This is a genomic window from Chitinimonas koreensis (assembly GCF_014353015.1).
Taxonomy (GTDB): Bacteria; Pseudomonadota; Gammaproteobacteria; order Burkholderiales; family Chitinimonadaceae; genus Chitinimonas; species Chitinimonas koreensis.
In genome coordinates, this window is record NZ_CP060704.1 from 1,459,448 (window position 1) to 1,486,136 (window position 26,689).

The 26,689-nt window shown below is 71.4% G+C and carries 23 protein-coding genes and 2 pseudogenes; 13 read left to right on the plus strand and 12 right to left on the minus strand.

All coding sequences use genetic code 11. From position 1 onward, the window contains the following. Positions 1–261: 261 nt before the first annotated feature. Positions 262–1,170, plus strand: a complete 909-nt coding sequence (locus tag H9L41_RS06235; protein WP_028446135.1) for an ATP-binding response regulator — start codon at positions 262–264, stop codon at positions 1,168–1,170. A gap of 206 nt (positions 1,171–1,376) precedes the next feature. Here the strand turns inward: H9L41_RS06235 and H9L41_RS06240 are convergent, their stop codons facing one another. Then, positions 1,377–3,809 (minus strand): DNA internalization-related competence protein ComEC/Rec2, encoded by a 2,433-nt coding sequence (locus tag H9L41_RS06240; RefSeq protein WP_051318981.1) that lies wholly within the window; start codon positions 3,807–3,809, stop codon positions 1,377–1,379. 260 nt (positions 3,810–4,069) lie between these two features. Here H9L41_RS06240 and H9L41_RS06245 point away from each other — a divergent pair, with 260 nt between their 5' ends. The 4 genes from H9L41_RS06245 (at position 4,070) to dtd (ending at position 7,596) form a co-directional block, all read left to right on the plus strand. After that, positions 4,070–4,657 (plus strand): class I SAM-dependent methyltransferase, encoded by a 588-nt coding sequence (locus H9L41_RS06245; protein ID WP_265583952.1) that lies wholly within the window; start codon positions 4,070–4,072, stop codon positions 4,655–4,657. 278 nt (positions 4,658–4,935) lie between these two features. Next, positions 4,936–6,336, plus strand: a complete 1,401-nt coding sequence (locus H9L41_RS06250) for an L-serine ammonia-lyase (protein ID WP_028446133.1) — start codon at positions 4,936–4,938, stop codon at positions 6,334–6,336. 356 nt (positions 6,337–6,692) lie between these two features. Then, on the plus strand, positions 6,693–7,052 hold the full coding sequence (locus tag H9L41_RS06255) for a DUF4870 family protein (protein ID WP_028446132.1): 360 nt from the start codon (positions 6,693–6,695) through the stop codon (positions 7,050–7,052). Positions 7,053–7,143: 91 nt separating this feature from the next. Next, complete coding sequence (gene dtd, locus H9L41_RS06260; protein WP_028446131.1) at positions 7,144–7,596, plus strand: D-aminoacyl-tRNA deacylase; 453 nt, start codon at positions 7,144–7,146, stop codon at positions 7,594–7,596. A gap of 130 nt (positions 7,597–7,726) precedes the next feature. On the opposite strand, the gene H9L41_RS25560 is transcribed toward dtd, so the two are convergent. From H9L41_RS25560 to H9L41_RS06280, 6 genes and pseudogenes are all read right to left on the minus strand, one after another. After that, positions 7,727–8,593: a hypothetical protein gene (locus tag H9L41_RS25560; RefSeq protein WP_308419680.1), complete on the minus strand. Its 867-nt coding sequence runs from the start codon at positions 8,591–8,593 to the stop codon at positions 7,727–7,729. Positions 8,594–8,605: 12 nt separating this feature from the next. Next, positions 8,606–8,956: pseudogene (locus tag H9L41_RS25565) on the minus strand (hypothetical protein); the annotation flags it as partial. Beyond that, positions 8,863–9,138: pseudogene (locus H9L41_RS26075) on the minus strand (hypothetical protein); the annotation flags it as partial. The pseudogenes H9L41_RS25565 and H9L41_RS26075, both read right to left, overlap by 94 nt. Positions 9,139–9,153: 15 nt before the next feature. Further along, positions 9,154–9,993, minus strand: coding sequence for an FTR1 family iron permease (locus tag H9L41_RS06270; protein WP_028446129.1), 840 nt, complete (start codon positions 9,991–9,993; stop codon positions 9,154–9,156). Positions 9,994–10,006: 13 nt separating this feature from the next. After that, positions 10,007–10,336, minus strand: coding sequence for a cupredoxin domain-containing protein (locus H9L41_RS06275; RefSeq protein WP_084300202.1), 330 nt, complete (start codon positions 10,334–10,336; stop codon positions 10,007–10,009). A 253-nt stretch (positions 10,337–10,589) separates the two neighbouring features. Then, the gene (locus tag H9L41_RS06280; protein WP_028446127.1) at positions 10,590–11,120 is read right to left on the minus strand and encodes an iron transporter; all 531 of its coding nucleotides are present in this window, start codon (positions 11,118–11,120) and stop codon (positions 10,590–10,592) included. A 750-nt stretch (positions 11,121–11,870) separates the two neighbouring features. Between H9L41_RS06280 and H9L41_RS06285 the strand changes: the two genes are divergently transcribed. Both H9L41_RS06285 and H9L41_RS06290 read left to right on the plus strand, forming a co-directional pair. Then, the gene (locus H9L41_RS06285) at positions 11,871–12,110 is read left to right on the plus strand and encodes a hypothetical protein (RefSeq protein WP_187523726.1); all 240 of its coding nucleotides are present in this window, start codon (positions 11,871–11,873) and stop codon (positions 12,108–12,110) included. A 213-nt stretch (positions 12,111–12,323) separates the two neighbouring features. Further along, a complete protein-coding gene (locus H9L41_RS06290; protein WP_051318980.1) occupies positions 12,324–13,751 on the plus strand; it encodes an MATE family efflux transporter in 1,428 nt (475 codons plus the stop codon). On the opposite strand, the gene H9L41_RS06295 is transcribed toward H9L41_RS06290, so the two are convergent. Further along, complete coding sequence (locus tag H9L41_RS06295; protein WP_245589203.1) at positions 13,721–14,887, minus strand: CmpA/NrtA family ABC transporter substrate-binding protein; 1,167 nt, start codon at positions 14,885–14,887, stop codon at positions 13,721–13,723. The two genes, H9L41_RS06290 and H9L41_RS06295, sit on opposite strands and share 31 nt — an antisense overlap. A 724-nt stretch (positions 14,888–15,611) precedes the next feature. On the opposite strand from H9L41_RS06295, the gene ilvM reads away from it, so the two are divergent. Continuing rightward, the gene (gene ilvM / locus H9L41_RS06300) at positions 15,612–15,863 is read left to right on the plus strand and encodes an acetolactate synthase 2 small subunit (RefSeq protein WP_028446124.1); all 252 of its coding nucleotides are present in this window, start codon (positions 15,612–15,614) and stop codon (positions 15,861–15,863) included. A 140-nt stretch (positions 15,864–16,003) separates the two neighbouring features. Here the strand turns inward: ilvM and H9L41_RS06305 are convergent, their stop codons facing one another. The 4 genes from H9L41_RS06305 to H9L41_RS06320 form a co-directional block, all read right to left on the minus strand. Then, positions 16,004–16,174 (minus strand): hypothetical protein, encoded by a 171-nt coding sequence (locus H9L41_RS06305; protein ID WP_157461961.1) that lies wholly within the window; start codon positions 16,172–16,174, stop codon positions 16,004–16,006. A 115-nt stretch (positions 16,175–16,289) separates the two neighbouring features. Further along, complete coding sequence (locus H9L41_RS06310; RefSeq protein ID WP_034606835.1) at positions 16,290–16,874, minus strand: ANTAR domain-containing response regulator; 585 nt, start codon at positions 16,872–16,874, stop codon at positions 16,290–16,292. Then, complete coding sequence (locus H9L41_RS06315; protein WP_187523727.1) at positions 16,844–18,436, minus strand: sensor histidine kinase; 1,593 nt, start codon at positions 18,434–18,436, stop codon at positions 16,844–16,846. The genes H9L41_RS06310 and H9L41_RS06315 overlap by 31 nt, the downstream gene beginning before the upstream one ends. Before the next feature lie 25 nt (positions 18,437–18,461). Beyond that, complete coding sequence (locus H9L41_RS06320; RefSeq protein ID WP_028446122.1) at positions 18,462–19,136, minus strand: response regulator; 675 nt, start codon at positions 19,134–19,136, stop codon at positions 18,462–18,464. 190 nt (positions 19,137–19,326) lie between these two features. On the opposite strand from H9L41_RS06320, the gene H9L41_RS06325 reads away from it, so the two are divergent. The 5 genes from H9L41_RS06325 (at position 19,327) to arcD (ending at position 26,686) form a co-directional block, all read left to right on the plus strand. Then, positions 19,327–20,508 carry a porin gene (locus H9L41_RS06325; protein ID WP_187523728.1) on the plus strand — a complete coding sequence of 394 codons (1,182 nt, stop codon included), beginning with the start codon at positions 19,327–19,329 and terminating at the stop codon, positions 20,506–20,508. Positions 20,509–20,766: 258 nt separating this feature from the next. After that, positions 20,767–21,861: an ABC transporter substrate-binding protein gene (locus H9L41_RS06330; protein WP_034606859.1), complete on the plus strand. Its 1,095-nt coding sequence runs from the start codon at positions 20,767–20,769 to the stop codon at positions 21,859–21,861. Between the two features lie 457 nt (positions 21,862–22,318). Beyond that, positions 22,319–24,061 (plus strand): ABC transporter permease, encoded by a 1,743-nt coding sequence (locus H9L41_RS06335; protein WP_028446119.1) that lies wholly within the window; start codon positions 22,319–22,321, stop codon positions 24,059–24,061. Next, positions 24,054–25,121, plus strand: coding sequence for an ABC transporter ATP-binding protein (locus tag H9L41_RS06340; RefSeq protein ID WP_028446118.1), 1,068 nt, complete (start codon positions 24,054–24,056; stop codon positions 25,119–25,121). Before H9L41_RS06335 ends, H9L41_RS06340 begins: the two co-directional genes overlap by 8 nt. Positions 25,122–25,264: 143 nt before the next feature. Continuing rightward, positions 25,265–26,686 carry an arginine-ornithine antiporter gene (gene arcD / locus H9L41_RS06345; RefSeq protein ID WP_051318978.1) on the plus strand — a complete coding sequence of 474 codons (1,422 nt, stop codon included), beginning with the start codon at positions 25,265–25,267 and terminating at the stop codon, positions 26,684–26,686. Positions 26,687–26,689 lie beyond the last annotated feature (3 nt).

A 26,689-nucleotide genomic window follows, 5' to 3' on the forward strand; every position in this document is an offset into this window, starting at 1 on the left:
CAATCGCCGGGTGTCCGGTCCGATCTCGATTTATGCTTATGGAATTGAACGGGTGGCGCCGAATTGGATGGAGAAGGCGGCACCGATCGACCGTAGCGACTGGCTGGGAAAGGCTGCGAGTGGGGCGCGGCCACGGCGTCGATGCCAAGGCATCGGCTGCTTATCCACAGCCGGCAGGTTACATGGCGATGAATCGATACATCGGTATCGCCTAATATGCTTATAGCGCTGCCATGCCGGCCGCGCTTCCAGGAGTCACAGATGGCCTCGGCCCCGCATCCCCAATCCACGCTGCTGCTCGTCGACGACGAACCGTTCAACCTCGAGATCCTCGCCGAACACCTGACCGAGGCCGGCTACGCGGTCGAGACCGCACTCGACGGGGAGCAGGCCTGGGCTGCGCTCAACCGCGGCGGCGAGCGCTACGACGCCGTGCTGCTGGACCGGATGATGCCGGGCCTGAACGGCATGGAAGTGCTGCGCCGCATGCAGGCCAGCCCGCAATTGTCCGAGCTGCCGGTGGTGATGCAGACCGCGGTCGGCTCGGCCGATTCGGTGCGCGAGGGCATGGAGGCCGGCGCCTATTACTACCTGACCAAGCCGTTCGAGCGCGACATGCTGCTGGCCATCGTGGCGGCCGCGGTGGCGCAGCACCGCGCCAGGCTGTCGGTGCGCATGGTGGCGGCCCACCCGCTCGATGCGCTGGCGGCGCTGACCGAGGCGCGCTTCAGCTTCGGCACGCTCGACGAGGCCCACCGCGTGGCCGGCCTGATCGCCCGCCTGGCGCCGCGGCCCGAGCGCGTCGCGCTGGGCCTGACCGAGCTGATGGTGAACGCGATCGAGCACGGCAACCTGGGCCTCGGCTACGGCGACAAGAAGGCGCTGATGCATTCGGGCCGCTGGCGCGAGGAGATCGACGCGCGCCAGCAGCAGGCGGAATTCCGCGAGCTGCGCGTCGAGGTGGCGGTGCAGCGCCAGGGCGATCTGCTCAGCGTGACGGTGCGCGACCAGGGCGCCGGTTTCGACTGGCAGGAATTCCTCGACTTCGACCCGGCCCGCGCCTTCGATCCGAACGGCCGCGGCATCTCGATGGCGCGGGCGATGAGTTTCGAGAGCCTCGATTACCGCGGCTGCGGCAACGAGGTCGAGGCGACGTTCAGGCTGGTCTAAGCGTACCCCTCCGTCGAAGCCCCCTTGCAGGAGCGGCTTCAGCCGCGAATGGCCGGTCGTTCACCGATCGCCATTCGCGGCTGAAGCCGTTCCTGCGCTGCCATGTCTATGGCCCGCATCCCCCGCTGCCTGCGCATTCCTCCCGTAGGTCGGACTTCAGTCCGACAGCGATCGCGAGGGAGGGCGCCGTCGGACTGGAGCCCGACCTACCGCGCGCCTGCCGGCATCGAGGGCGCCGCCGGGCGTTCGCCGTGCCCGCCTGATCCGATTTCGCCGAATCGGCCGCCGGCCAGGCCGGCCTCTCCCTCAGCCAGCGTCGACCAATAGCGCGGATGCCGTACCCGCCAGCGCTCGGCCCGCCAGCCGTCGCGGCCGAAGCGCACCGTCACCGCGCCGTCGCGGTCGCTACGCCAGACCGTGGCGCCGGCCGCCTCGTAGCGCGCCACCACCTCGGCACGCGGATGGCGGAAGGCATTGCGGTAGCCGCTGGTCGCCACCGCCAGCCGAGGCGCTGCCGCCGCGACGAATTCCGGCGACGAGGAGCCGGCCGAGCCGTGGTGCGGCATCGCCAGCACGTCGGTGCGCAGCGCGGCGGCCGGCAGGCCCGCCTCCTCGGCGCGGCCGATGTCGGCCGGCAGCAGCAGGCTGCCGCCGGGGCCGCTGATCTTGAGCACGCAGCTCCGGGCGTTGTCGCTCGCCTGTGGGTCGGTCGCGGCGTCGGGAAACAGGATTTCGAAGTCGACGCCGTCCCAGCGCCAACGCTGGCCGGCGCGGCAGGGCAGGGGCGGCGGATGGGGCGGCAGCCCGGCGGCCGGCGCTCCGGCGGCCGGCGCCCCGGTGGCCGGCACTCCGGCGCCGGGATCGGCCGGCGGCGCCACCCCGAGCAGCGCCGCCACCGGCACGCTGGCGAGCACCGCCGGCGCGCCGCCGATATGGTCGCGGTCGTCGTGGCTCAATACCAGCAGGTCGAGCCGCCGCACGCCGAGCGCGCGCAGGCCGCCCGGCAGCACGCGGCCGCCGCCGCCCTCGGCCCCGGTGTCGAACAGCAGGTCGTGCCGGGCGGTGCGCACCAGCACCGCCAGGCCCTGGCCGACGTCGAACAGCGTCGCCTCGAATTCGCCCTGGCCGCGGCCGGGCCGCACCGGCAGCAGCAGCGGCAGCAACAGCACGCAGCTCGCCAGCCGGCCCGGCACCCCGCGCGGCAACAGCAGCAGGGCTACCGCGGCGCAGGCCGGCAATAGCGCCCAGGCCGGCGGCAGCGCCTGGCTCCAGACCAGCTCGCCGCGCGCCAGCGGTTCGATCAGCCGCAGCGTGAACGCGAGTACCGCGTGCGCCAGCCGCAGCAGCAGGCCGCTCGGCTCGAGCGCGCCGGCCAGCGCGAGCGGCGTGACCACCGCGCTGACCAGCGGGATCGCCAGCGCATTGGCCAGCGGCGAGCTCAGCGGCAATTGCTGGAACAGGATGGCCAGCAGCGGCAGCGAGCCGAGCGTGGCCGACCACTGCACCGCGCCCCACTGCGCCAGCCGCGCGCGCCAGCCGATCGCCGCGCCGTGGCGGCCGGCCAGCGCCCACAGCATGGCGCCGACGGTCAGGTAGGACAGCCAGAAACCGGCCGACAGCACCGCCCACGGATCGAGCGCCACGGTGATGCCGAGCGCCGCCAGCCAGATGGTCGACACCGCCGTCGCGCGGCCGCCGAGCAGCGCCAGCGCGGCGACCGCCAGCATGAAGAAGGTGCGCTGGGTCGGCACCGAGAAGCCGGCCAGCAGGCTGTAGCCGAGCGCGGCCGCCACGCCGGCCAGCAGCGCGGCCTGGCGCGCCGGCAGCCGCAGCGCCAGCCGGGCCGAGCGGCGCCAGGCCCAGCCCGCCAGCGCGCCGGCCAGGCCGGCCACCAGGGTGACGTGCAGGCCGGAGATCGACACCAGGTGGGTGATGCCGCTGTTGCGGAACAGCGTCCACTGCGCCGGCGGAATGCCCGACTGCTCGCCGACCACCAATGCGACGATCACTTCGGCGTAGGGGCGCGGCCCGAGCGCCGCGCGGATATGGCCGGCCAGCGCCTGGCGCGCGGCATGCAGCGCGGTGGCCGGGGTGGCGACGAAGGGGCGGAGCAGCTGGCGGCCCGGCCGCGCCACGCTGCCGCTGGCGCCGATGCTCTCGCCGAGCAGCCAGGCCTCGTAGTCGGTGCCGCCCGGGTTGGCGCTGCCGTGCGGCCGCTTGAGCCGCACCGTCAGCCGCCAGCGCTGGCCCGGCTGCCAGTCGGCGGCCGGCCGCGCGTAGTCGTTGAGCAGCAGCAGCGGCGGCACGCCGGCCGGCGCGCGTTCGACGGCGAAGCGGAAGCGCGGGCCGTAGCGGCTCGGTTGCGGCAGGCCGGCGACCAGGCCTTCGATCTCGAGCGGGCGGGTTTCCAGCCCGGCGGGCAGCCATTGCGCCAGCCGGGTTTCGGCGCGCCAGCCGGCATAGGCGACGCCGAGCGCCGCGGCGACGATCAGCCAGGCCGGCCGCCGCCAGCGCGGCAGCCAGGCGGCGCAGGCCAGGGCCGGCAAGGCCGGCAGCAGCGCGCCGTGCAGCGGCGGCAGGCTGGCCTGCCATTGCAGCCAGACGACCGCAGCGACGAATGCGATAATCGCCAGCCGCACGTTTCTCCCCCTGTTTTTTCGGCCAATGTAGCCGATGCGCCGGCGGCCGAGCCGCCGACCGTCGTACCGCCCCCATCCCCGATCCCGCCCATGCTGCCGCCCCTCGTCTGCCTCGCCCCCGAACGCCTCGACCACGCCCGCGCGATCGCCGGACGGCATGGCCTGGCGCTGGCCGATGCGCTGCCCGAGACCGGCCACGCGCTGGTGCTCGACGCGGCCGGCCTGGCGCTGCACAGCCTGGGCAAGGGCGCGCCGGGCCGGTGCGGGTCGACTTCGCCGGCGGCGCGGCCGAGTGGCGCCGCAAGCACGGCGGCGGCCGCGGCCAAGGCGTGGCGCGCGCCTGCGGGCTCAAGGGCGGCGCCACGCCGCGGGTGCTGGACGCCACTGCCGGCCTGGGCCGCGACGCCTTCGTGCTGGCCGCGCTCGGCTGCGAGGTCGACCTGATCGAGCGCTCGCCCTTGGCCGCCGCCCTGCTCGAGGACGGCCTGGCGCGCGCCGCGCTCGACGCCGAGGTGGCCGCCATCGCCGCGCGCATGCGGCTCTATCGCGGCGGTGCGGCCGAGCTGCTGGCGAACTGGCCCGGCGCGCGGCCCGAGGTGATCTACCTTGACCCGATGTTTCCCGACACTCGGCGCAAGTCGGCGCTGTCCAAGAAGGAGATGCAGGCCTTCCAGGCGGTGGTCGGCGCCGATCTCGACGCCGACGCGCTGCTGGCGCCGGCCCGCGCGCTGGCGCTCGAGCGGGTGGCCGTCAAGCGGCCGCGCCACGCGCCCTTGCTGGCCGGGCTGACGCCGGCCTACAGCCTCGAAGGCGACAGCGTGCGTTTCGACGTCTACCTGCCGGGTTAGCGGCAATGGCGTGGGCATCGCCGGGCGGTCGACAATCGATCGTGCCATGGTGTCGTTAACAGGGGCGGCGATCGTCCGCCCGCTGCGGCGGCCCGGTGCAATCGACGCCCGCGGGCGGGCCGCGGCGTTTCCCGCCGTGCATCCGTAGTCCGGCGCGATTAGACTACGCGCCACCCGAGCAGCCGGCCTCCCGCAGATGGGGCCGGCCCCCAATACGGCCGCCACGAGCGGCCGACGATCGAGCCGCCCACGACCGTGGCGGCATGGAGAAGACCAGCATGGCCATCAGCGTTTTCGATCTGTTCAAGATCGGCATCGGACCTTCGAGCTCCCACACCGTCGGCCCGATGCGGGCGGCGCGCCAGTTCGTCCACCGCATCGAGCGCGACGGGCTGCTGGCCCAGGTCGCCAGCGTGCGGGCCGAGATGTACGGCTCGCTCGGCGCCACCGGCAAGGGCCACGGCACCGACAAGGCGGTGCTGCTGGGCCTGCTGGGCGAGGAACCGCAGCTGGTCGACACCGACGCGGTGCCGGCGATGATCGCGGCGGTGCGCCACAGCGGCCGGCTCAAGCTCCTGGGCAGCCACGAGATCCCCTTCGTCGAGGCCGAGCACCTGGTGCTGCACAAGCGCAAGTCGCTGCCCTACCACCCCAACGGCATGATCTTCACCGCCTTCGACGCAGCCGGCGCCGAGCTGTCCAAGCGCGCCTACTACTCGGTCGGCGGCGGCTTCGTGGTCGACGAGCACGCGGTCGAGGGCGGCTTCACCCCGCCGACCGCGGCGGTGCTGACCCACCCGTTCAGCAGCGGCGCCGAGCTGCTGGCGCTGGCCGAGCGCCACGGCAAGTCGATCAGCCAGCTGATGCTGGAGAACGAGCTGGCCTGGCGCAGCGAGGCCGAGGTGCGCGCCAAGCTGCTGGAGATCTGGGACGTGATGCATGCCTGCGTCGAGCGCGGCTGCCGCACCGAGGGCATCCTGCCCGGCGGCATGAAGGTGAAGCGCCGCGCCCACGACATGCACCGCCAGCTGGCCGGCAAGCCCGAGGCGGCGCTGCGCGATCCGCTGACCGTGCTCGACTGGGTCAATCTGTACGCGCTGGCGGTCAACGAGGAGAACGCCGGCGGCGGCCGGGTGGTGACGGCGCCGACCAACGGCGCGGCCGGCATCATCCCGGCGGTGCTGCACTACTACGTCAACTTCGTGCCGGGCGCCAATGCCGACGGCATCGTCCGCTTCCTGCTCACTGCCGGCGCGATCGGCATCCTGTTCAAGACCAATGCCTCGATCTCGGGCGCCGAGGTCGGCTGCCAGGGCGAGGTCGGCTCGGCCTGCTCGATGGCGGCCGGCGCGCTGGCCGAGGTGCTCGGCGGCACGCCGGGCCAGGTCGAGAACGCCGCCGAGATCGGCATGGAACACAATCTGGGCCTGACCTGCGACCCGGTCGGCGGGCTGGTGCAGGTGCCGTGCATCGAGCGCAACGCGATGGCCTCGATCAAGGCGATCAACGCCGCCCGCATGGCGCTGCGCGGCGACGGCACCCACTTCGTCTCGCTCGACCGCGTCATCAAGACCATGCGCGACACCGGCCGCGACATGCACGCCAAGTACAAGGAAACGGCGCGCGGCGGGCTGGCGATCAATGTGGTCGAGGTGCCGGTCAACGTCGTGGAATGCTGACGGCTGCGTGAGCTTGCAGGTAGGAGCGGCTTCAGCCGCGAAGACGCCGGCGGCATGCGCCCGCTGCCTGCAAAGGATGCACCGCGGAGGACGCCGAGGACGCGGAGGAAAGCCGCAAGACTGGAGCTGCCTCCGCGTCCTCCGCGTCCTCGGCGGTGAGATTGCTTGCCGCCGGATGCCCGCAGCAGGTGCCAGCCGTTCGCGGCTGAAGCCGCGCCTGCCGGTCAGCGCCCCGTGCGCTCCATCGCGCCTTGCCGCAGATCATTCCGCCGCCGCTGCACTGTGTCGCAGCCGGGGAGAACCGGGTCGGCCGCCGTGCGAAGCTGGTCTCATCGCAACGCACGGGGAGAACCGAAATGTCGCAAATCCTGCTGGCCGACGAGGCCGAACAATCGCTCAAGAACACCGCCATGCTGGCCTACGTGCTGATCGGCGTGTCGCTGTTCACCGCGCTGCCGACCGGCCTGGTCGGCGTCATCATCGCCCACGTCAAGCGCGAGGACGCGCGCGGCAGCTGGCTGCAGACCCACTACGACTTCCTGATCTCGACCTTCTGGCTGTCGGTGCTCGGCATGCTGCTCGGCGGTGCGCTGTGCCTCACCATCATCGGCATCCCGCTGGCGATCCTGCTGTGGGCCGGCGTGTGGCTGTGGACGCTGTACCGCACCATCAAGGGCGCGCTGTGGCTCAACGACGAGCGTCCGATCGAGTCCTGAGGCCGGTCCGGTTCCAACCGCGGTCCGGCCGGGCGTACCATGCGCGGCGCGCGGCCGGACGCCCGGCCCGGAACCGGAAAGGATCGAAGCCTTGAGAATCGTGTTGCAACGCGTCGCCGAGGCCGCCGTGGCGGTCGGCGGCGAAACCGTCGGCCGCATCGGGCCGGGCCTGCTGCTGCTGGTCGGCGCCGAGGCCGACGACGGCGAGGCCGACATCGGCTGGCTGGTGCAGAAGATCGCCAAGCTGCGGGTCTTCGGCGACCAGGACGGGGTGATGAACCGCTCGGTGCTCGACGTCGGCGGCGAGGTGCTGGCGGTCAGCCAGTTCACCCTGTTCGCCAGCGTGAAGAAGGGCAACCGGCCGTCGTGGAGCCGGGCGGCGCCGGGACCGGTGTCGCAACCGCTGTTCGAGCGCTTCGTCGCCGCCATGGCGGCCGAGCTCGGCAAGCCGGTGCCGACCGGGGTGTTCGGCGCCGACATGCAGGTCAGCCTGGTCAACGACGGGCCGGTGACGCTGTTCCTCGACTCGCGCGTGCCGGAATAGCGGCGGCCGGCACCGCCGGCTGCGGTTGCAGGTCGGACTCCAGTCCGACGGCGATCCTGGCTCGAGGCAGGGGCGGACCGAAGTCCGACCCGCGCCGATCGAGTTCGGCAGGCGCGGCTTCAGCCGCGCATCACCACAGCCAGAACCACAGCGACCAGCCGTAGTCGACCAGCAGGCAGGCGGCCAGTACCGCGCACCAGGCGGCGACCCGCCGCGGCGGCGTGGCCGCGTGCCGGCCGCAGATGCGCCAGGCGAGGTACAGCGACCAGCCGGTCGCCGCCGCCAGCAGCGTCGCCCGCGTCGGCGACACCCATTGCAACGGCAGCCGCTCGCCCTTGAGCAGGGTGACGGTGGTGGCCGACAGGCCGAGGAACACGCCGGCGCCGGCCAGCGGCACCAGGCCGAGGCTCAGGTGGTGGAAGGCGGGGATGGCCTTGCCGGGGCGTCCGCCGCCCAGCAGGCGGCTCGCCAGCGCCAGCAGGCCGGCCACCGCGCCGCCGACCAGCAGCATGCTGGCCCCCATCCAGCCCAGCAGCAGCGCGCCGTCGAGCCACGAAAAGCTGTCGTTGACGGCCGGGTAGTGGGTCAGCAGCCACCACGGCGCATCGCTGTCGAGCGGCCAGAGGATGTCGCGCTCGACCAGCCATTCGGCGATCGCCTGCCTGGCCGCCACCAGCCAGGGGCTGGCCGACCACTCGAAGGCGCCCATCGCCAGGCCGATCATGCCGAAGATCACCAGCGCGCTCTGCCAGCGTTCGCCGTCCTGCGCGCCGCGTTCGAGGATCTCGGCATTGGGCGAGCGCGCCTCCAGCCGGATCGCGCCGCGGTGGCCGCTGCAGCGGCCGCAGCCGTGGCAGGCGCTGGCGCTGTCGAGCTGGCGCAGCGGCAGCAGCGGCGCGCAGTCGACCGAGGCCGCACGCGTGCCGATGCTGGCGCGCCAGGCCGCCTCGTCGGCGCGGTAGTGCAGCGGCGCGAGCTTGGCCAGCAGGCCGAACACCCCGTTGACCGGGCACAGGTGGCGGCACCAGACGCGCTTGCCGCGGGTATAGACCAGGCCGACCCGACCGCCGCCACGGTCGAGCCGCCGAGCACCAGCAGCACCGCCTGCGGATACTGGTAGACGCTGACCAGCTGGCCGTAGACGGTGGTCAGCGCGAAGGCGACGAAGGGCCAGCCGCCCCAGCGCAGCCAGCGCGGGATCGGCCGGCCGAGCGACCAGCGGCTGGCGAACTCGGTCAGCGCGCCCTCGGGGCAGAGCAGGCCGCACCAGACCCGGCCCAGGCCGACCATGCTGAGCAGCACGAAGGGCCACCACAGCCCCCAGAAAGCGAACTGGGCGGCCAGCGTCAGGTCGTTCCACAGGTGGGCGGTCTCGTCCGGCAGCGGCCGCAGCGCCGGGCCGATCAGCAGCACCGCGTAGGCGAGCACCACCAGCCATTGCAGGCCGAGGATGGCGCGGCGGTGGTCGCGCAGCCGGTCGCCGAGCCGGGCCAGCCGTCCGGCCGGGCGATGCGGATGGAAATGGATGACGTGCTGCTGCATCGGGCGGCCCGCCGCTCAGACCAGGGCCACGGCGGCGGCCGCCGGCCGCTCGGCGCGGCGCAGCGCCCACGGCAGCAGCGCCCAGTAGCCGGCCAGCGCCAGCACCATGGTCAGCGCCGGCCGCGCGCGGTAGCCGGTCAGCGCCGCCACCAGGCCGCCGACCGGGCCGCCGTCGTCGAGCAGCGCGCGGCTGTCCCAGGCCGGGTCGAGCAGGCCCGGCAGCCAGCCGAACGAGATCATCCGCTCCACGCTGCCGATCAGCAGCGCGCCGGCCAGCAGCAACAGCATGAATTCGGAAAAGCGGAAGAAGGCGCGCCAGGAGAACAGCCGGCCGCCCAGCTGCAGCAGCCAGAAGGTGGCCAGCGCCAGCGCGAAGCCGGCCAGCGCCGAGACGGCGAAGCGGGCGAGGTCGACGCCCTGCTGGGCCGAGCCCAGGCCCCACAGGAAGATCACCGTCTCGCTGCCCTCGCGCGCCACGGCCAGCGCCACCAGCGCCAGCATGCCCCACCAGTTGGACTGGCGCGCGCGCTCGGCCATGCCGCTCTCCAGCTCGCGCTTGAGCGTGCGGCCGTGACGGCGCATCCAGAACACCATCTGCACGATCAGCGCCGCGGCGGCGGCCATCATGGCGAGCTGGAAACAATCCTGCTGCTCGCCCTCGAACCATTCGGCGAAGCCGAGGATGGCGCCGCCGAGCGCGACGGCCGCCAGCAGGCCGGCGCCGACGCCGGCCCACAGGTAGCGGCGGCCCTGCGCCGCCTCGGGGTGGTTGCGCAGCCAGGCATGCAGGATGCCGACGATCAGCAAGGCCTCGACGCTCTCGCGCCAGACGATGAACAGGACTTCTCCGAGCATGGCTTCCTCGCGGTTACGGGGTCACGACCAACACGCCCTGGCCGGTGGCCTGGTGGTAGTCGTCGAAGAAGGTGTAGCGGCCGGCCGACGGCGAGCGGATCACCACCACCGAGTGCGCGCCCGGCGCCAGCACCTTCTCCTTGCGCAGCGAATTGCTTTCGAACTCGATCGGCGTGGTGCCGGCGTTGCTGATCTCGATGCGGATCAGCTTGCCGGCCGGCGCCGTGAGCGTGGACGGGTAGAAGCGGCCGTCGCGGGCGACCAGCTGCAGCGTCACTTCGTCGCCGGCCAGCGCCGGCAGGATCGCCGCGGCGAGCAGGGCCGGCAGCATGCGTGAGGTCATCTGAAGGTTCTCCGTATTCAGACCTGGGGAGGTGCGCTCGAGCGAAGCCAGGCTTCCCTCTGGACGACTACCCCGCTCAGTCCCTGGCTGCGCCGGGGCCCGCCATGGGGACCCCGGTAGCGGCGAGGGCAGGGGGAGTAGGCATGGATCAAGGGAGCGCCGACGGTCGGGTATTCCCGAGCGCAAACGCCCGGCTGTGCCGGGTGGCCGCAGCGGCGTTCGATCCGCAGGCCGCGGTTGCCGAGGCAGGCGCTCAATAGCCGCCCTTTTTGCCGGTACCGGCATAGGTGAAGTCGTAGTTCACCTCGATCGGCTTGAACCACGGACCGACGCCGGTCTCCTTGTCGACGTGGCGGCCGAAGTGGGCGTGCTCGTTGGCGCTCGGCGGCAGCACGGTCAGCTTGAGGTGGTACTTGCCCGGACCCTGCAGCTTCACGTTGTCGCCGTAGTGCGGGCCGTCGTCGGCCACCATCGGCATCAGGTCGCCGGCCTGCTTGGCGCCGCCGTTCTTCTGCAGCTCGTACTTCACCACCAGGTAGGGCATCCAGTCGCCCTCGGCGAAGCCGGTCGGGTTGTCCTTCACGGCGTGGATGTCGGCTTCGAGGTGGATGTCGGTCTTGTCGGCGTCGCGCATCATGCCGGCCGGTTCCATCTTGATCGGCTGCAGGTAGACCGCGGCGATTTCCATGCCGCCGGCGAGAACGGGCTTGCCGACCGGGGTCTCGGCGGCGAACGAGGGGACGGCCAGGCCGGCCAGCAGCAGGGAGAGGGCGATGCGCTTCATGCGGGGATTCCTCGGAACGGCGAAGGGGAAGAAGCGAGGGCGCCGGGACCGGCGCGCGCTCACGGACCTGTTAACGCGGTAGTGGGAATCGGGTTGACAATGATTCTCATCATTTTTCGCACTGACGCCGCGCTTGACCGCGCCGGGCCGTCGCGGCTACATTGCCGCCTAGCGCCGATTTGACCGATCCAGCTTGCGGGCGCTTAACAAATGCGGCTAAAGCGTGGTCCCTGTCGGTAGGCGCGAAGCGCCGAGACAGCCAACCCGCAGAGCCGCCCGGCTCGCGGGTTTTTTGTTTTCCACCCTTCTGGCCGGCCCGACTGGGCGAGCGCCGGCGAGGCGCCCTCCAGACCGCCCCACGAAGTCTTCGACTTCGCCAGGGCCGCCGGTGGCGGCGAGGGCAGGGGGCGTGGGATCAAATGGCGGGCAAGGGTTGTCCCCCGCTGCTGTTGAGCGCCCGGCTTTGCCGGGCGAGGAATTGAAGTACGAGCAGCTGAGCTGTTCCTGTTTGAACGCGCCGATTTAATCGACAACTTGCGGGGCGCGTGGCGATCGATATCGAAGTCGATGCGCCGAACCCAGAACCGCTAAAGCGCCGCCCGCCATCGGGCTTCGCTGTCGCCACCTGTTCCTGGAGAAGCCCATGTTCGACTGCATCGACACCCCCTACCCGAATTCGACACCCCCGCTGCCGACCAAGCCGGCCGCCGCGCCACGCCGGTCGCTCAACCGGTCGTACCGTCCGACGCCTTGGCGCGCCGCCATGCCGGCCGCAACTGGGCGCGCTTCGCCGCCCGGCCCGGCCGCCAGGCCGCGCTGGCGCGGCTGCGCGAGGTCGCGCTCTACCTCGATGCCCAGGTCGAGCGCCTGGCCGACGGCGGCGTGCTGGTGCTCGACCTGAGCCTCAACGAGACGCTGGCGCTGGTCGAACGCTTCGGCGCCGAGCTGGCGGTCGAGGCCGGCATCGCCGGCCATGGCTCGCATCCCTGAGCGCGATCCGTTGTCGGACGTCTAGGCCGGAATCCATTCCCGACAGCGCCGTCTATCCAGCTCGCTGTCGGAAATGAATTCCGAACTACGTTCCAAGCCGCGTTCGATCGAGACGGGCAGGCCGGCTTTATATCGCACCGAAACGGGGCAGGCGCGGCGAGCCAGGCGCTAGAATGGCCGGCCGGGTTCGCCCGCTTCCCGTCGTGTCGATCCATGCCGCTCCGCTTCTTCCGCTCCCCCGCCGTCCGCACCGAAACCGCCGCGCTGTGGCGACTGGCCTGGCCGATGCTGATCGGCCAGCTCGCCGCGGTCGGCATGGCCGTGGCCGACGTGGCCATGGCCGGCCACGCCAGCGCCAACGACCTGGCCGCGGTGTCGCTCGGCGCCTCGGTCTGGTCGATCGTCATCGTCACGCTGATGGGGGTGATGATGTCGGTCAACCCGACCGTGGCCCACCACGTCGGCGCCGAGGAATACCACCGCATCCCGCACCTGGTGCGGCAGGCGCTGTGGAAGGCGCTCGGCATCGGCCTCCTGGCCTTCGTGGCGGCCAACGCCTGCGCGCTGGTGTTCGACGGCATGAAGCTCGAGCCCGAGGTGCGCGAGATGGCCAAGCGCTTCCTGCACGTGGTCAGCTTCGCGCTGCCGGCCTTCTCCTGCTACCGCGTGCTGTACGGCTACAGCGCCAGCCTCAATCAGGTCAAGCCGATGATGGTGATCGCGCTGGCCGCGCTGGCGCTCAACATCGTGCTCAACTGGGTGCTGATCTACGGCCACTTCGGCCTGCCGCGCATGGGCGGCCTGGGCTGCGCGGTGGCCACGCTGGTCTGCGTCTGGTTCAACCTGCTGGCGCTGCTGGCCTGGATGCGCCGCGCGCCGGCCTATCGCCGCACCTGGCCGCTTGACCGCTGGGAAGGCCCGCACTGGCGCGAGATCCGCACGCTGCTGAAGATCGGCCTGCCGATCGGGGTGACCTACTTCGCTGAATCGAGCGCCTTCGGCTTGATCGCGCTCCTGGTGGCCGAATTCGGCGCGGCCCAGGTGGCGGCGCACCAGATCGCGCTCAACTTCTCCTCGCTGGTGTTCATGCTGCCGCTGAGCCTCGGCGTGGCGCTGATCACCCGCATCGGCCACGCGCTGGGCGAGGGCGATCCGGCGGCGGCGCGTTTCCGCGCCTGGGTCGGCGTCGGCCTGTCGTTCGGCTTCGCCATCCTGTCGGCCAGCTTCATCGCGCTGTTCAACCGCCAGATCGCCGCGGCCTATACCAGCGACGCCGCGGTGGCCGCGCTGGCGGCCCACCTGCTGGTGTTCGCCGCGGTGTTCCAGCTGTCGGACGCCACCCAGGTCTCGACCAGCTGCGCGATCCGCGGCTACAAGGTGACGCGGCCGCCGATGGTGATCCACATGACCGCGTTCTGGGGCTTCTCGCTGCCGCTCGGCTGCGTGCTGGGCCTGGCGCCGTCCTGGCTGCCGTGGCGGCCGGCCGCGCCGATGGCGGCCGAGGGCTTCTGGATCGCGCTGGTGGTCGGCCTCACCGTGGCGGCCGGCGGGCTGACCTGGTTCCTCGACCACCTGTCGCGCAAGCGGCTGGCCGGCCCGGCGCCGCTCGATCAGGCGCGGATGGCGAACCGCGCGGCGTAGCCGGCCGGGTCGCTGCCGTCCCAGACGCTGCCGTCGAACAGCGTGCCGCTGCGCATCGGCTCGGCCGGCAGCGCGATGCCGAGCGCCTGCGCCGCCTCGGCGTACAGGTCGATCCGGTTCACGGCGCGCGCCACCGCCAGGTAGTCGGGATCCGTCTTGAGCAGGCCCCAGCGCCGATGCTGGGTGAGAAACCACATGCCGTCCGACAGGTAGGGATAGTTGACCCGGCCGTCGTCGAAGAACTTCATGTAGTCCGGGTCCTGCCAGCTGCGGCCCAGGCCGTCGTCGTAGCGGCCGGCCAGCCGCTGTTCGATCGAATCCACCGCACAGTTCACGTAGGCCCGGTCGGCCAGCGTCTCGGCCACCCGGCGCCGGTTGGCCTGGGCGTCGATCCAGCGCGAGGCGTCGAGCAGCGCCATCACCAGCGCGCGCGCGGTGTTGGGGTGACGGCGGGCGAAGGCCGCGGTGGTACCGAGCACCTTCTCCGGATGGCCGGGCCAGATCGCCTGGCTGGTCGCCGCGGTGAAGCCGGCGCGCTCGGCGATCGCGCGCTGGTGCCACGGCTCGCCGGCGCAGAAGCCGTCCATGTTGCCGACGCGCATGTGCGCCACCATCTGCGGCGGCGGCACCACGATGGTGTTCACGTCGCGCAGCGGATCGATGCCGTGGGCCGCCAGCCAGTAGTACAGCCACATGGCGTGGGTGCCGGTCGGGAAGGTCTGGGCGAAGGTCAGCGTGCGCGGCGCGGCGCGGGCCTTGCGGGCGAGCCGCTCGCCGTCGGTCGCGCCGTCGGCCGCCAGCCGGCTCGACAGGGTGATGGCCTGGCCGTTCTGGTTCAGCGTCATCAGCACGTTCATGTCGCACTGCGGCCCGCCGATGCCCATCTGCACGCCGTAGACCAGGCCGTACAGCGCATGGGCGGCGTCGAGCTCGCCGCCGGCCAGCTTGTCGCGGATCGCGGCCCAGCTCGCCTCGCGCCGCGGCACGATGCGGATGCCGTACTTGCGGTCGAAGCCGAGCACGGCGGCCATCACCACCGAGGCGCAGTCGGTCAGCGGGATGAAGCCGACCTGGACCTCTTCCTTTTCCGGCCGGTCGCTGCCGGCTGGATGCATCACTTCGGCGGGCTGTTCCATGCGGTTTCCTGTGCTGTGTGCCGCCCGAAAAAAAAAACGGCGCACTCCGACCGGTCGAGCCAGCCAAAGGACGCCGTTGTCCCTGGGCGCAGACGGCGAACCGCCCGTGCCACCGGAGCTATCCGCCGGCGGTCGAAACCGCCGGCTTGGGCTCCCAATCAGACTCCCCAACGAATCTGTAGCGTGATCCGGCTCGCCATTGAGCCGCGCTTCGAGGGTCGATATAGCAGGAGCCGTGCCAGCCCGTGGCGGCACTTCCGCGGCCGGCCTCGCCGAGGCGAGCAAGCGATTGGTTCGAAACGGTTTTTGCGATCATGGCGAGGTCCGCGGCGATCGGCCGGCGCCGCCATTCCCGCCGGCCGGCCCGCCCTCTGCGGCGCGGATGCGGCGCCGCAGCACGAAGCGGCCGTTGCGCTGCACCGCGGCTGGGCGGCGAGCGGGCCGGCCGCCTCAAAACGGCGCGCTTGCCAAGCCGCGCGCGCGGCGGTTAGAGTGCGGACAGCTTCCAACCGTATGACGCATCGCAACACGCCATGATCCGCCGTCCCGCCATCACCATGATTAAACGCACCGCGACCAAATCGTCGCGGGGCGCGCTGTGGTGTGCGCGGAAGGGAAGCTAGAACGCAAGCCCCATCCGCCGAATACCCAGAAGCCCCCGAGTCCAGCAGACCGGGGGCTTCGTCTTTTCAGGCCCGCCAAGGCCGCATAACGGAGAAACACGATGCCCAAGCAACTGACCCTGAGCGTGGACAACAACAGCGATGCGCTCGAGCGCGTGCTGCGCGTGGTGCGCCACCGCGGCTTCGCGGTGCGCCGCATGGAGGCGACGCTGCCCGAGACCGGCGAGCGGATGGAGGTGCTGCTCGAGATCGACAGCCCGCGGCCGTCCTGGCACCTGGTGTCGCAGCTGGCCAAGCTCGGCGAGGTGCGCACGCTGGCGTTGCGCGGCGAGGCGGTCAGCGTGTCGCTGTAAGGCCGGCCGTGAACGTTGTTGCAGGTGTTGTCGTAGGAGCGGCTTCAGCCGCGAATGGCAGAGGAGCACCGCCGTTCGCGGCTGAAGCCGCTCCTACAGGGGGCAGGCGAGCGTGAGCTTGCTGGCAGGCAGCAAGATCCTCACAAGACGCCGAACAGCTTCAGGACGATGAGCAGGCTGAGCGGAACGCCCAGCAGCCAGAGGATGAACATTTTCATGATGTCGCTTCCTTGTGGTTCGGCAGGGTGCCGGTTGGGCGGATCGGAGCCGGGCTCCGGGCCTGACAAGGAAGTCCGCAGCTTGCGTGCCATCGTTCTTGATGGCGCAAGCAATTGATATTTATGGATTTCGTATTCGGGCCGATGAGCGTCGGCGCGGTAATGCTTACACCGGGTCGGTAAGCTCTACCGGCCGCGGCCCGGCGGTTCAGCCGAGCAGCTCGCTCGCCTCGACCAGCTGGCGCGCCACCTCGGCCAGTTTCACGCCGCGCGCCATCGCGGTGCGGCGCAGCAGCTGGTAGGCCTCGTCCTCGCCCAGGCCGCGCCGCTTCATCACCAGGCCCTTGGCACGGTCGATCAGCTTGCGGTCGGCCAGTTGGCGGCGGGTGTCGGCCAGCTCGTCGCGCAGCCTGCGTTCCTCGTCGAAGCGCGCGATGGCGACGTCGAGCACCGGCTTGAGCCGTGCCGGCGTCAGGCCGTCGACCACGTAGGCGGTCACGCCGGCGCGTACCGCGGCACGGATGTGCGCCTCGTCGCCGTCGCCGGTGAACATCACGATCGGCCGCGGTGCATCCTGGTGCATCACCGCGATGTGCTCGAGCACGTCGCGGCTCGGCGAGTCGGTGTCGACGATCACCGCGTCGGGCTGCAGCCGGGCCACCACCTCGGCCAGCTCGAAGGCCGACGCCACCTCGGCCAGCACTTCGAAGCCGGCCGCCAGCAATGCGTCGCGCAGCGCCCCGACGGTGCGCTCCGTATCGTTCACCAGTACCAGTCGCAGCGGCTTGCCCATGGGCCTCTTTCCTCGTTCGGACTGGCGCATAAGCAAGCCGTGTGCCGGATGCGGCGGCGGCCCCGGCCGGCTTCAGAGCAAGGGGCCGGCAGCGGCGTCGGCGCGAGCGGCAGCGTCACCCGCACCAGCAGGCCGCGGCCGGGCGGCGAGCCGGCCGCCGCGCCGTCTTCCGGGCCTGCGCCGTCCGACGGCGCGCCGCCCGGCGCCTCCAGCAGTTCGATCCGGCCGCCGTGGCGGTCGACGATCTCGCGCACGATGGCCAGGCCCAGGCCGCAGCCGTCGGCCTCGGTGCCGAGGATGCGGTAGAAGCGGTCGAACACCTTGTCGCGCTCGGCGGCCGGAATGCCGGGGCCGTCGTCCTCCACCTCGAGCACGAAACCGTCGGCCGCGGCGTGCGCGCGCACCGTTACGGTGCCGCCTTCCTGGGTGTAGCGCAGCGCGTTGTCGAGCAGGTTGACCACCATCTCGTGCAGCAGCGTGGCGTTGCCGACCAGGCTGGCGTCGTCCTGGTCGCCCTCGAAGCCCAGATCGATGCGGCGCCGGCGCGCCAGCGGCGCCAGCTCCAGCGTGGCGGCGCGGGCGATCTCGGCCGGCGCCAGCGGGCGCTGCCGGCGGCCGGTCGCCTCGGGCTGGGCGCGCGACAGCGCCAGCAGCTGGTTGGCCAGCCGCACGGTCTGGCGGGTGCGGCGCAGCAGCAGTTCGACCTCGGCCCGCATGGCGGCCGGGTCGTCCTGCCGCAGCGCGTGCTCGGCCTGGGTGTGCAGCACCGCCAGCGGCGTGCGCAACTGGTGCGAGGCGTCGGCGATGAAGCGCCGCTGCAGCTCGAACTGGTCGCGCAGCCGCGCCATGTGGTGGTTCAGCGCGGCGATGAAGGGGCGCAGCTCGGACTGCACGTCGCGGGTGTCGAACGGTTCGAGCGCGTCGGTGCGGCGCGCCTCGACCTGCTCGCCCAGCCGCATCAGCGGCCGCAGGCCGCGCGCCATGCCGACCACCGCCAGCGTCACCGCGGCCAGTACCAGCAGGCCCTGGTTGCGCAGCGATTCGGCCAGGATCTCGCGCGTCATCTCCTCGCGCGCGCGCAGCGTCTCGCCGACCTGGATCAGCACCGGGCCGACGCCGGCCGTGGCGTACAGCGGCTTGGAATAGGCGATCACGCGGATCGGCTCGCCCTTGTAGAAGGCCTCGTAGAAACGCGAATCGTGGGCGCCGAGCTTGTCCAGCGCGGCGTGCGGCGAGGCCGGCAGGTCCTGGTAGCCGGTGATCAGCCGGCCGTCGGCATGACTGATGCGGTAGTAGACGTGGTCGGGGAACTGCGACTGGAACATCTCCAGCGCCGAGTAGGGGATGTCGACCTTGACCGCGCCGTCCTCGACCGTGGTGTGGTCGGCGATGCCGAGCGCCGAGCCGAGCAGGATGCGGTCGTAGGCTTCGTCGGCGGCGGTGCGGGCGCCGCGCTGCGCCTGCCACAGGTTGACCGCGGCCAGCGCCAGCAGCGGCAGCAGCATCCACAGCAGCAGGCGCAGCCGCAGGCTGCCGCCGCGCGGCAGCAACGAACGCGGCATCGGCCGCTGCGGCGACGGCCGCCGCTCACGCCGCATCGCCGGCCTCGAGCAGGTAGCCCAGCCCGCGCAGCGTGACGATGGCGACCTCGCTGCCGGCCAGCTTCTTGCGCAGCCGGTGCACGTAGATCTCGATCGCTTCCGGGTTCATCTCCTCGTCCAGCGCGATGATCTTTTCGCTCAGCGCCTCCTTGCCCAGCGTGCGGCCCTGGTTGAACAGCAGCACCTCGAGCAGCGCGTGCTCGCGCGGGGTGAGCGCCAGCGGCTGGCCGGCCAGGGTGAACTGGCGGCTGCCGCTGTCGTAGCCGAGCGCGCCGCAGGCCAGGTGGTTGGCGGCATGGCCGGCGGCGCGGCGGATCAGCGCGCGGATCCGCGCTTCCAGCTCGCTCAGCTCGAACGGCTTGGTCAGGTAGTCGTCGGCGCCGAGGTCGAGCCCGCGCACCCGGTCGCCGACGCCGTTGTGGGCGGTCAGGATCAGCACCGGCGTCTTGTTGCCGCGGCCGCGCAGGCGCTTGAGCACGTCGAGGCCGGGCAGGCGCGGCAGCGACAGGTCGAGGATCACCAGCGCGTAGTCCTGCGTCAGCAGGAGGTGGTCGGCGTCGGCGCCGTCGTGCACGCAGTCGACGCTGAACTGGGCGCCGCGCAGTGCGCGGGCCAGCGAGTCGGCCAGCGGGCGGTTGTCTTCGACGAGCAGGATGCGCATGGGACGGGCCGGGAAGGGGAGAGCGGCCAGCTTAGGCCCGCGCGGTGGCGCGCCGCAACGGCCGTGGCGGCGTTGCCACAGCGCGGGCGGCGGCCTGCGCCGCTGAAAGGCGGCTGAAAGCCGGCGCGGTCTTGAATGCGCGACCGGCCGCCGTCGCGGCGAGCGGTACAACCAATAACGGAGAGACAACATGAAGCAGCTGATGCTGGTGGCCGCCGTCGCGGCCGCCCTGCCGGGACTCGCCCTGGCCGACGGGACGAGCGTCGAGATCTACGGCGCGATCGGGGTGATGACCGAACGCGTCGAAGCGCGCGGCGCGACCGATGCGAGCAAGGACCAGTCGGCGCGCCTGCGCGTGTCGGACATGAGCTCGCGCATCGGTTTCCGCGGCCGCGAGGATCTCGGCGACGGCCTGTGGGCGATCTGGCAGATCGAGCAGGCGACTCGCGTCGACGACGCCGCCTCGGCCGCCTGGGCCAGCCGCAACAGCTTCGTCGGCCTCAAGGGCGGCTTCGGCACCGTGCGGCTCGGCCGCTACGACATGCCCTACAAGGAGATCGGCGGCGATCTCGACGTGATGACCACGGCGCAGTTCAGCCCGATCAACGGCACCTACAGCCGCTTCGAGCAGCGCGCCGGCAACCTGGTGCAGTACGAGAGCCCGGCCTTCGGCGGCGTGAAGCTGCGGCTCGCTTACCAGCCGGACGAGAACAAGGGCACGCTGAACCAGCAGACGCTCGACGGCGCGGTCGAATACGCCGCCGGCGGGCTCAACCTGGCCGCCGCGGTGGAGCGGCGCGACGACGTGCGCGCGGTGATCGACAGCGGCGCCGCGGCCGGCGACCGCAGCACCGGCTACAAGCTGACCGCCCAGTACGCGACCGGCGCCTGGTACGTCGGCGGCGGCCTCGAGCGCATCGAATCGAAGCCCAACGCCGGCGCGAAGCTGCGCCAGGACGGCTGGATGCTGGCGGCCACCTACCTGGTCGCGCCGGCAACGCGGCTGATGGCCAGCTACAGCAGCGTCGGCGAGCTCGACGGCAAGGCCGCCGCGGCCGACTACAAGGCGAACCAGGCCTCGCTCGGCGCGACCTACGACTTCAGCAAGCGCACGCGCGGCTACCTGTTCTATACCCGCATCGACAATTCGGCGGCGCAGAAGCTGAACTTCTCGTTCGGCTCGCTGGCCGGCGTGGCGGCGGGGCGGATCCGACTTCGTTCGGGGTTGGCCTGCGGCACAAGTTCTGAGCGCCAGGCGACGGCTTGCAGACGCTGCCCGACGGCATCTTCGGGCGCAGCTTCGTCAGACCGTTCAGCTCTGCACTGGGTAAGGACACTGCCAACCCTCTCCCTCCGGGAGAGGGCAGGGTGAGGGAGCGGCGGTTCAGTAATTGCTGACAGTCGTAGCGTGCTTGGCGAGCCGACAGTGCTGGGCTGAACCGTCGCTCCCTCACCCCAACCCCTCTCCCGGTGGGAGAGGGCTTTAAAGCCGCCAGCATCTCTGCTTACAGCGCCCTGCTCCCGCAAGTGGACAAACCCGAAGCTCCCTGAAAGCCAACCGCAAGTTTCGATCCGCACAATGCACCGCAAGACGCGCCAAAGCGTCCGGACCCACAACGGAGAAGACATCATGAATCGCTTCAAGACCACCCTCGCGGCGGCCGCGCTGGCCGCAGCCGCCGTCCTGGCCGGCGCCGCGGTGCCGCCCGGCTATCCCGGCAGCTACCAGTCGACCATCGACGCGGCCGCCAAGGAAGGCAAGCTGACCATCTACGCGACCACCGACATCAAGCTGGTGCAGCCGCTGATCAACGATTTCCAGTCGCTCTACCCGGCGGTCAAGGTCGACTACAACGACGTCAACTCGACCGAGCTTTACAACCGCTTCGTCAGCGAAGTGGCGGCCGGCAGCGGCTCGGCCGACGTGCTGTGGTCGTCGGCGATGGACATGCAGGTGAAGCTGGTCAACGACGGCTACGCGCTGAGCTACAAGACGCCCGAGGCGGCCGCGCTGCCCGACTGGGCGCACTGGCGCGACGAGATCTTCGGCACCACCTTCGAGCCGGTCACCATCGTCTACAACAAGCGCCTGGTCGAGGCGGCCGAGGTGCCCAAGACCCATGCCGACCTGGTCAAGCTGCTGCAGAGCAAGCCCGACAAGTTCCGCGACAAGCTGACGACCTACGACGTCGAGAAGTCCGGCGCCGGCTTCCTGTTCGCCACCCAGGACAGCAAGATCAACCCGGCCTTCTGGATGCTGGCGCGCGCGCTCGGCGGCACCGGGGTGAAGCTGCAGAGCTCGACCGGCACCATGATCGAGCGCATCTCCTCGGGCGAGAACCTGATCGGCTACAACATCCTCGGTTCCTACGCGCTGGCGCGGGCCAAGAAAGACCCGAACATCGGCGTGGTGCTGCCGACCGACTACACGCTGGTGATCTCGCGGCTGATGATGATCAGCAAGACCGCCAAGAGCCCCAACGCGGCGCGGCTGTGGGTCGACTACCTGCTGTCCAGGCGCGGCCAGACGCTGCTGGCCGACAAGGCCGAGCTCTTTACCGTGCGGCGCGACCTCAGCGCCGACGCGGCCGGCATGGACGTCTACGCCAACGTGCGGCAGGTGCTCAAGCCGGTGCCGGTCGGGCCGGGCCTGCTGGTCTTCCTCGACCAGGCCAAGCGGCTGGACTTCATGAAGCAGTGGAAGGCCGAGGCGGGCCGCAAGTAAGCCGAGCCGCGCAGGCCGGACGGCGCGGCGTCGGTCGACGGTTTCGTAGGTCGGGCTTTATGCCCGACAGCGATCTCGGCCGGCGCCGTTGTCGGGCGTAAAGCCCGACCTGCGGGAGACGTTCCGTATCCAGGCGGCAGCGGCCGGTTTCGGGCTTGCAGGCCGGGCTTTACGCCCGGCGGCGGTCTCGGCCGGCAGCACTGCCGGGCGTAAAGCCCGACCTGCGGGAGACGTTCCATATCCAGGCGGCAACGGCCGGCCCCGCGTGCGCAGGTCGGGCCTTATGCCCGACGGCGATCTCGGCCGACGGCGCTGTCGGGCGTAAAGCCCGACCTACCCGTCTGGCCTCCGCACTTCGCTTCGCCGTACCCATCCATCCCATCCGCCGCCTGGCCGCCAGGCCGGGCAGGGACGGCGCACGCCCGCCGTTCCGCATTCCAACCCAAGGAGCGCACCCATGAATTCGCTCACCCTGCCCGATGCCGCGCCGCCAACCGCCGTGCCCGGCGGCCTGGCCCGGCTGCGCGGCCTGCCGCTCGGCCGCCTTGCGGTGGTGCTGGCGGCGGCCGTCGCCGTGCTGCTGCCGATCGGACTGATCGTCTGGCAGAGCCTGTTGTCGGCGCCGTTCTTCATGCCGAACAAGACGGTCGGCCTCGACGCCTACCGCTTCATCTTCGACGACCCGGACTTCTGGTCGGCCAGCCGCAACTCGGTCGCCATCGCCATCGGCATGGTGGGGATCGCGCTGCCGCTCGGCGCCGCGCTGTCCTTCCTGATGGCGCGCACCGACCTGCCGGGCCGGCGCTGGCTCGAACCGCTGATCCTGGTGCCGGTGTTCGTCTCGCCGCTGGTGCTGGCCTTCGGCTACGTGGTGGCGCTGGGCCCGGTCGGCTTCTACTCGCTGTGGTTCAAGCAGGCGCTGGGCCTGGCCGCCGTGCCGTGGAACATCTACTCGCTGACCAGCATCGCGGTGGTGGCCGGCCTGACCCACGTGCCGCACGTCTACCTCTACGCCTCGTCGGCGCTGCGCAACCTCGGCGCCGACGTCGAGGAGGCCGCCCGCGTCGGCGGCGCCAGCCCGTTGCGGGTGGCGCTCGACGTCAGCCTGCCGATGACGCTGCCCTCGCTGTTGTTCGCCGCGGTGCTGGTGTTCTTCCTCGGCTTCGAGATCTTCGGCCTGCCGCTGGTGCTCGGCGATCCCGAGGGCCACCTGGTGCTGGCCACCTATCTATATAAGCTGACCAACAAGCTCGGCCTGCCGTCCTACCACCTGATGGCGGCGGTGGCGGTCTGCCTGATCGCCATCACCTTCCCGCTGGTGCTGCTGCAGCGCTGGCTGCTGAAGAGCTCGGCCCGCTACGTGGCGCTCAAGGGCAAGGCGACGCGGCCGCGGGTGCTGCCGCTGGGCGGCTGGAAATGGCTGGCGCTGGCCATCGTGGCGGCCTGGCTGCTGTTCACCCTGGTGGTGCCGCTGTCGGGCATCGCGCTGCGCTCGGTGGTCAACTACTGGGGCGAGGGCGTGTCGCTGGCCGAGGCCTTCACGCTCAACCACTTCGTCGAGGTGTTCGAGCAGCCCAACCTGGTGCGCGCCATCGTCAACAGCGTGGCCATCGGCGTGATCGGCGGCGCGGTGGCGGTGATCTGCTACACCGCGCTGGGTCTCGCGTCGCACCGCAAGCAGGACGGCCTGACCCGCTTCGTCGATTACCTGGTGCTGGTGCCGCGCGCGGTGCCCGGCGTGCTGGCCGGCCTGGCCTTCCTGTGGGTGTTCCTGTTCGTGCCGGGGCTCAAGGAATTGCGCAACGGCATGCTCAGCGTCTGGATCGCCTACACCGTGGTGTGGCTGGCCTACGGCATGCGGCTGATTTCCTCGGCGCTGATCCAGGTCGCGCCCGAGCTGGAGGAGGCGGCCCGCACCGTCGGCGCCAGCCGCAGCCGCACCCACCGCCAGATCACCGTGCCGCTGATCCGCTACGGCCTGCTGGCCAGCTGGCTCTTGGTGTTCATGATCTTCGAGCGCGAATACTCGACCGGCGTCTACCTGCTGGCGCCGGGCTCGGAAGTGATCGGCTCGATGCTGGTCTCGCTGTGGGCGGCCGGGGCGATCGACCTGGTCGCCGCCCTCTCCCTCATCAATATCGGCCTGGTCGGCATCGGCCTGGCCGTGGCGCTGCGCTTCGGAGTGAAACTTCATGACTAAGCTGACCGTGCAGGATCTGCACCTGCAATATGGCGACAACCCCATCCTCAAGGGCGTGTCCTTCGACCTGCAGCCGGGCGAGGTGGTGGCGCTGCTCGGCGCCTCCGGCAGCGGCAAGACCACGCTGCTGCGCACGGTGGCCGGGCTGGAGACGCCGCACCGCGGCCGCATCGCCATCGGCGGCCAGGCATTGTTCGACGGCGCGCGCGGGCTCGACCTGCCGGTCGAGAAGCGCGGCCTGGGCCTGGTGTTCCAGTCCTATGCGCTGTGGCCGCACAAGACGGTGTTCGACAACGTCGCCTATGGCCTGGCGCTGCGCGGCGTGGCCAAGCCCGAGCAGCGCGAGCGGGTGACGGCCGCGCTGAAGAGCCTGGACCTCGGCCACCTGGCCGAGCGCTACCCGAACCAGCTGTCGGGCGGCCAGCAGCAGCGCGTCGCCATCGCCCGCGCGCTGGTCTACAACCCGCCGGTCATCCTGCTCGACGAGCCGCTGTCCAATCTCGACGCCAAGCTGCGCGAAGAGGCGCGCGCCTGGCTGCGCGAGCTGATCGTCACGCTGGGGCTGTCGGCGCTGTGCGTGACTCACGACCAGACCGAGGCGATGGCGATGGCCGACCGCATCCTGCTGCTGCGCGACGGCCGCATCGAGCAGGAAGGCCGGCCGGAGGAGATGTACGGCGCGCCGAAGACGCTCTACGCGGCCGACTTCATGGGCAACAACAACCGGCTGGAGGGCAGGGTGGTCGAGCTGCGCGACGGCCGCGCGCTGCTCGAGGGCGAGGGCTGGCGCTGCTGGGGCGCGGCGCGCGGCGAGCTGGCGCCGGGCGACGCGGCGGTCGGCCTGATCCGCCTCGAACGGGTGAAGCTGGCCGAGGCGGCCGGCGACAACCGCATCGCGGCGCCCTTGGTGACCTCGATGTTCCTGGGCGACCGCTGGGAGCACCTGTTCCACCCGGGCCAGGGCCGGCTGCGCGCCTACGGCGGCAGCGCCATCGCGGCGGGGAGCACGGCCTGGCTGGAGCTGCCGGCGGACGACCTGTGGCTGTTCCGCAGGGCCTGAGCCGGCGCCGCGCCTGACCCCGGCGGCCGGGCGAGGCGCCGCCGCGGGCGCGAACGATCCTTGCGCTAGCGCAAAGCCGCCTCGGTGCGCTTACGTAGCATGCAGCCATCGATGAGCCGTTCATCTCACGCTGCGAGAACGCCATGCGCCCCGACTCCGCCCCCAAACCGCTCGGCCTCGGCCTCCTGGTCGCCCTGGTCGTCGGCTCCATCATCGGCAGCGGCATCTTCGGATTGCCGCAGAACATGGCGGCCGGCGCCGGGCCAGGCGCGATCCTGATCGGCTGGGCCGTCAGCGGCGTCGGCATGCTGGCGCTGGCGCGCGTCTACCAGCTGCTCGCGCTGCGCAAGCCCGGGCTGGACAACGGCGTGTACGCCTACGCCCAGGCGCTGTCGGGCGAATACGTCGGCTTCAACTCGGCCTGGGGCTACTGGGTCAGCGCCTGGGTCGGCAACGTCGGCTACCTGGTCGCGGCATTCGGCGCGCTCGGCTATTTCTTTCCAGTGTTCGGCGACGGCAACGGCCCGGCCGCCATCGTCGGCGCCTCGCTGGTGCTGTGGACCGTCCACGCGCTGGTGCTGCGCGGCCTGCGCGGCGCCGCCGTGCTCAACGGCGTGGTGACGCTGGCCAAGACGCTGCCCCTGCTGCTGTTCATCGTGCTGGTGTCGCTGGCCTTCCAGGCCAGGCTGTTCGAGCTGGACTTCTGGGGCAGCGCCCAGCTCGGCCCGGTGTTCGACCAGGTGCGCAGCACCATGCTGGTGACGGTCTGGGTCTTCATCGGCGTCGAGGGCGCCAGCGTCTACTCGGCGCGGGCCAGCCGGCGCGAGGACGTGGGCCGCGCCACGCTGCTCGGCTTCATGATCTGCCTGGCGCTGCTGATGGCGGTTTCGCTGCTGTCGCTGGGCATCCTCGCCCAGCCCGAGCTGGCCGGCCTGAAGAATCCCTCGATGGCCGGCGTGCTGGAGAAGGCCGTCGGCACCTGGGGGGCGGTGGTGGTGTACCTGGGCCTGCTGCTGTCGGTGGGCGGCGGCTTCCTGGCCTGGACGCTGCTGGCGGCCGAATCGCTGTTCACCCCGGCCCAGGGCGGCGCGATGCCGGGCTGGCTGGCCGGGCAGAACCGCCACGGCGTGCCGGCCAACGCGCTGTGGCTGACCAACGCCATGGTGCAGCTGTTCCTGATCGTCACCCTGGTGTCCAAGGCCTCCTACCTCGCGCTGATCTCGCTCTCCACGGCGATGATCCTGCTGCCCTACCTGTTCAGCGCGGCCTACGGCCTGGTGCTGGCCTGGCGCGGCGAAGGCGCGCCGGCCGCCGTGCGCGGCGGCGACCTGCCGGTGACGGCGCTGGCGACCGTCTACTGCCTGTGGCTGCTCTACGCCGCCGGCCTCAAGTACCTGCTGCTGGCCGCCTTGCTCTACGCTCCCGGCGCCGTCGTCTACCTGCTGGCCAAGAAGCAGCGCGGCGAGCCGCCGTTCGTCCGCTTCGAGTGGGCGGCGCTGGCGCTGATCCTGGTGCTGGCCGTCGCGGCCGCCTGCCTGCTGTCCACCGGCCGGCTCGGCCTGTAGAGG

Coding starts and splice junctions, on each gene's coding strand:
- H9L41_RS06235 (WP_028446135.1), top strand. CDS start 262: ATGGCCTCGGCCCCGCATCCCCAATCCACGCTGCTGCTCGTCGACGAC.
- H9L41_RS06250 (WP_028446133.1), top strand. CDS start 4,936: ATGGCCATCAGCGTTTTCGATCTGTTCAAGATCGGCATCGGACCTTCG.
- H9L41_RS06255 (WP_028446132.1), top strand. CDS start 6,693: ATGTCGCAAATCCTGCTGGCCGACGAGGCCGAACAATCGCTCAAGAAC.
- H9L41_RS06270 (WP_028446129.1), bottom strand. CDS start 9,993: ATGCTCGGAGAAGTCCTGTTCATCGTCTGGCGCGAGAGCGTCGAGGCC.
- H9L41_RS06275 (WP_084300202.1), bottom strand. CDS start 10,336: ATGACCTCACGCATGCTGCCGGCCCTGCTCGCCGCGGCGATCCTGCCG.
- H9L41_RS06280 (WP_028446127.1), bottom strand. CDS start 11,120: ATGAAGCGCATCGCCCTCTCCCTGCTGCTGGCCGGCCTGGCCGTCCCC.
- H9L41_RS06290 (WP_051318980.1), top strand. CDS start 12,324: ATGCCGCTCCGCTTCTTCCGCTCCCCCGCCGTCCGCACCGAAACCGCC.
- H9L41_RS06295 (WP_245589203.1), bottom strand. CDS start 14,887: ATGGAACAGCCCGCCGAAGTGATGCATCCAGCCGGCAGCGACCGGCCG.
- ilvM (WP_028446124.1), top strand. CDS start 15,612: ATGCCCAAGCAACTGACCCTGAGCGTGGACAACAACAGCGATGCGCTC.
- H9L41_RS06305 (WP_157461961.1), bottom strand. CDS start 16,174: ATGGCACGCAAGCTGCGGACTTCCTTGTCAGGCCCGGAGCCCGGCTCC.
- H9L41_RS06310 (WP_034606835.1), bottom strand. CDS start 16,874: ATGGGCAAGCCGCTGCGACTGGTACTGGTGAACGATACGGAGCGCACC.
- H9L41_RS06315 (WP_187523727.1), bottom strand. CDS start 18,436: ATGCCGCGTTCGTTGCTGCCGCGCGGCGGCAGCCTGCGGCTGCGCCTG.
- H9L41_RS06320 (WP_028446122.1), bottom strand. CDS start 19,136: ATGCGCATCCTGCTCGTCGAAGACAACCGCCCGCTGGCCGACTCGCTG.
- H9L41_RS06325 (WP_187523728.1), top strand. CDS start 19,327: ATGAAGCAGCTGATGCTGGTGGCCGCCGTCGCGGCCGCCCTGCCGGGA.
- H9L41_RS06330 (WP_034606859.1), top strand. CDS start 20,767: ATGAATCGCTTCAAGACCACCCTCGCGGCGGCCGCGCTGGCCGCAGCC.
- H9L41_RS06335 (WP_028446119.1), top strand. CDS start 22,319: ATGAATTCGCTCACCCTGCCCGATGCCGCGCCGCCAACCGCCGTGCCC.
- H9L41_RS06340 (WP_028446118.1), top strand. CDS start 24,054: ATGACTAAGCTGACCGTGCAGGATCTGCACCTGCAATATGGCGACAAC.
- arcD (WP_051318978.1), top strand. CDS start 25,265: ATGCGCCCCGACTCCGCCCCCAAACCGCTCGGCCTCGGCCTCCTGGTC.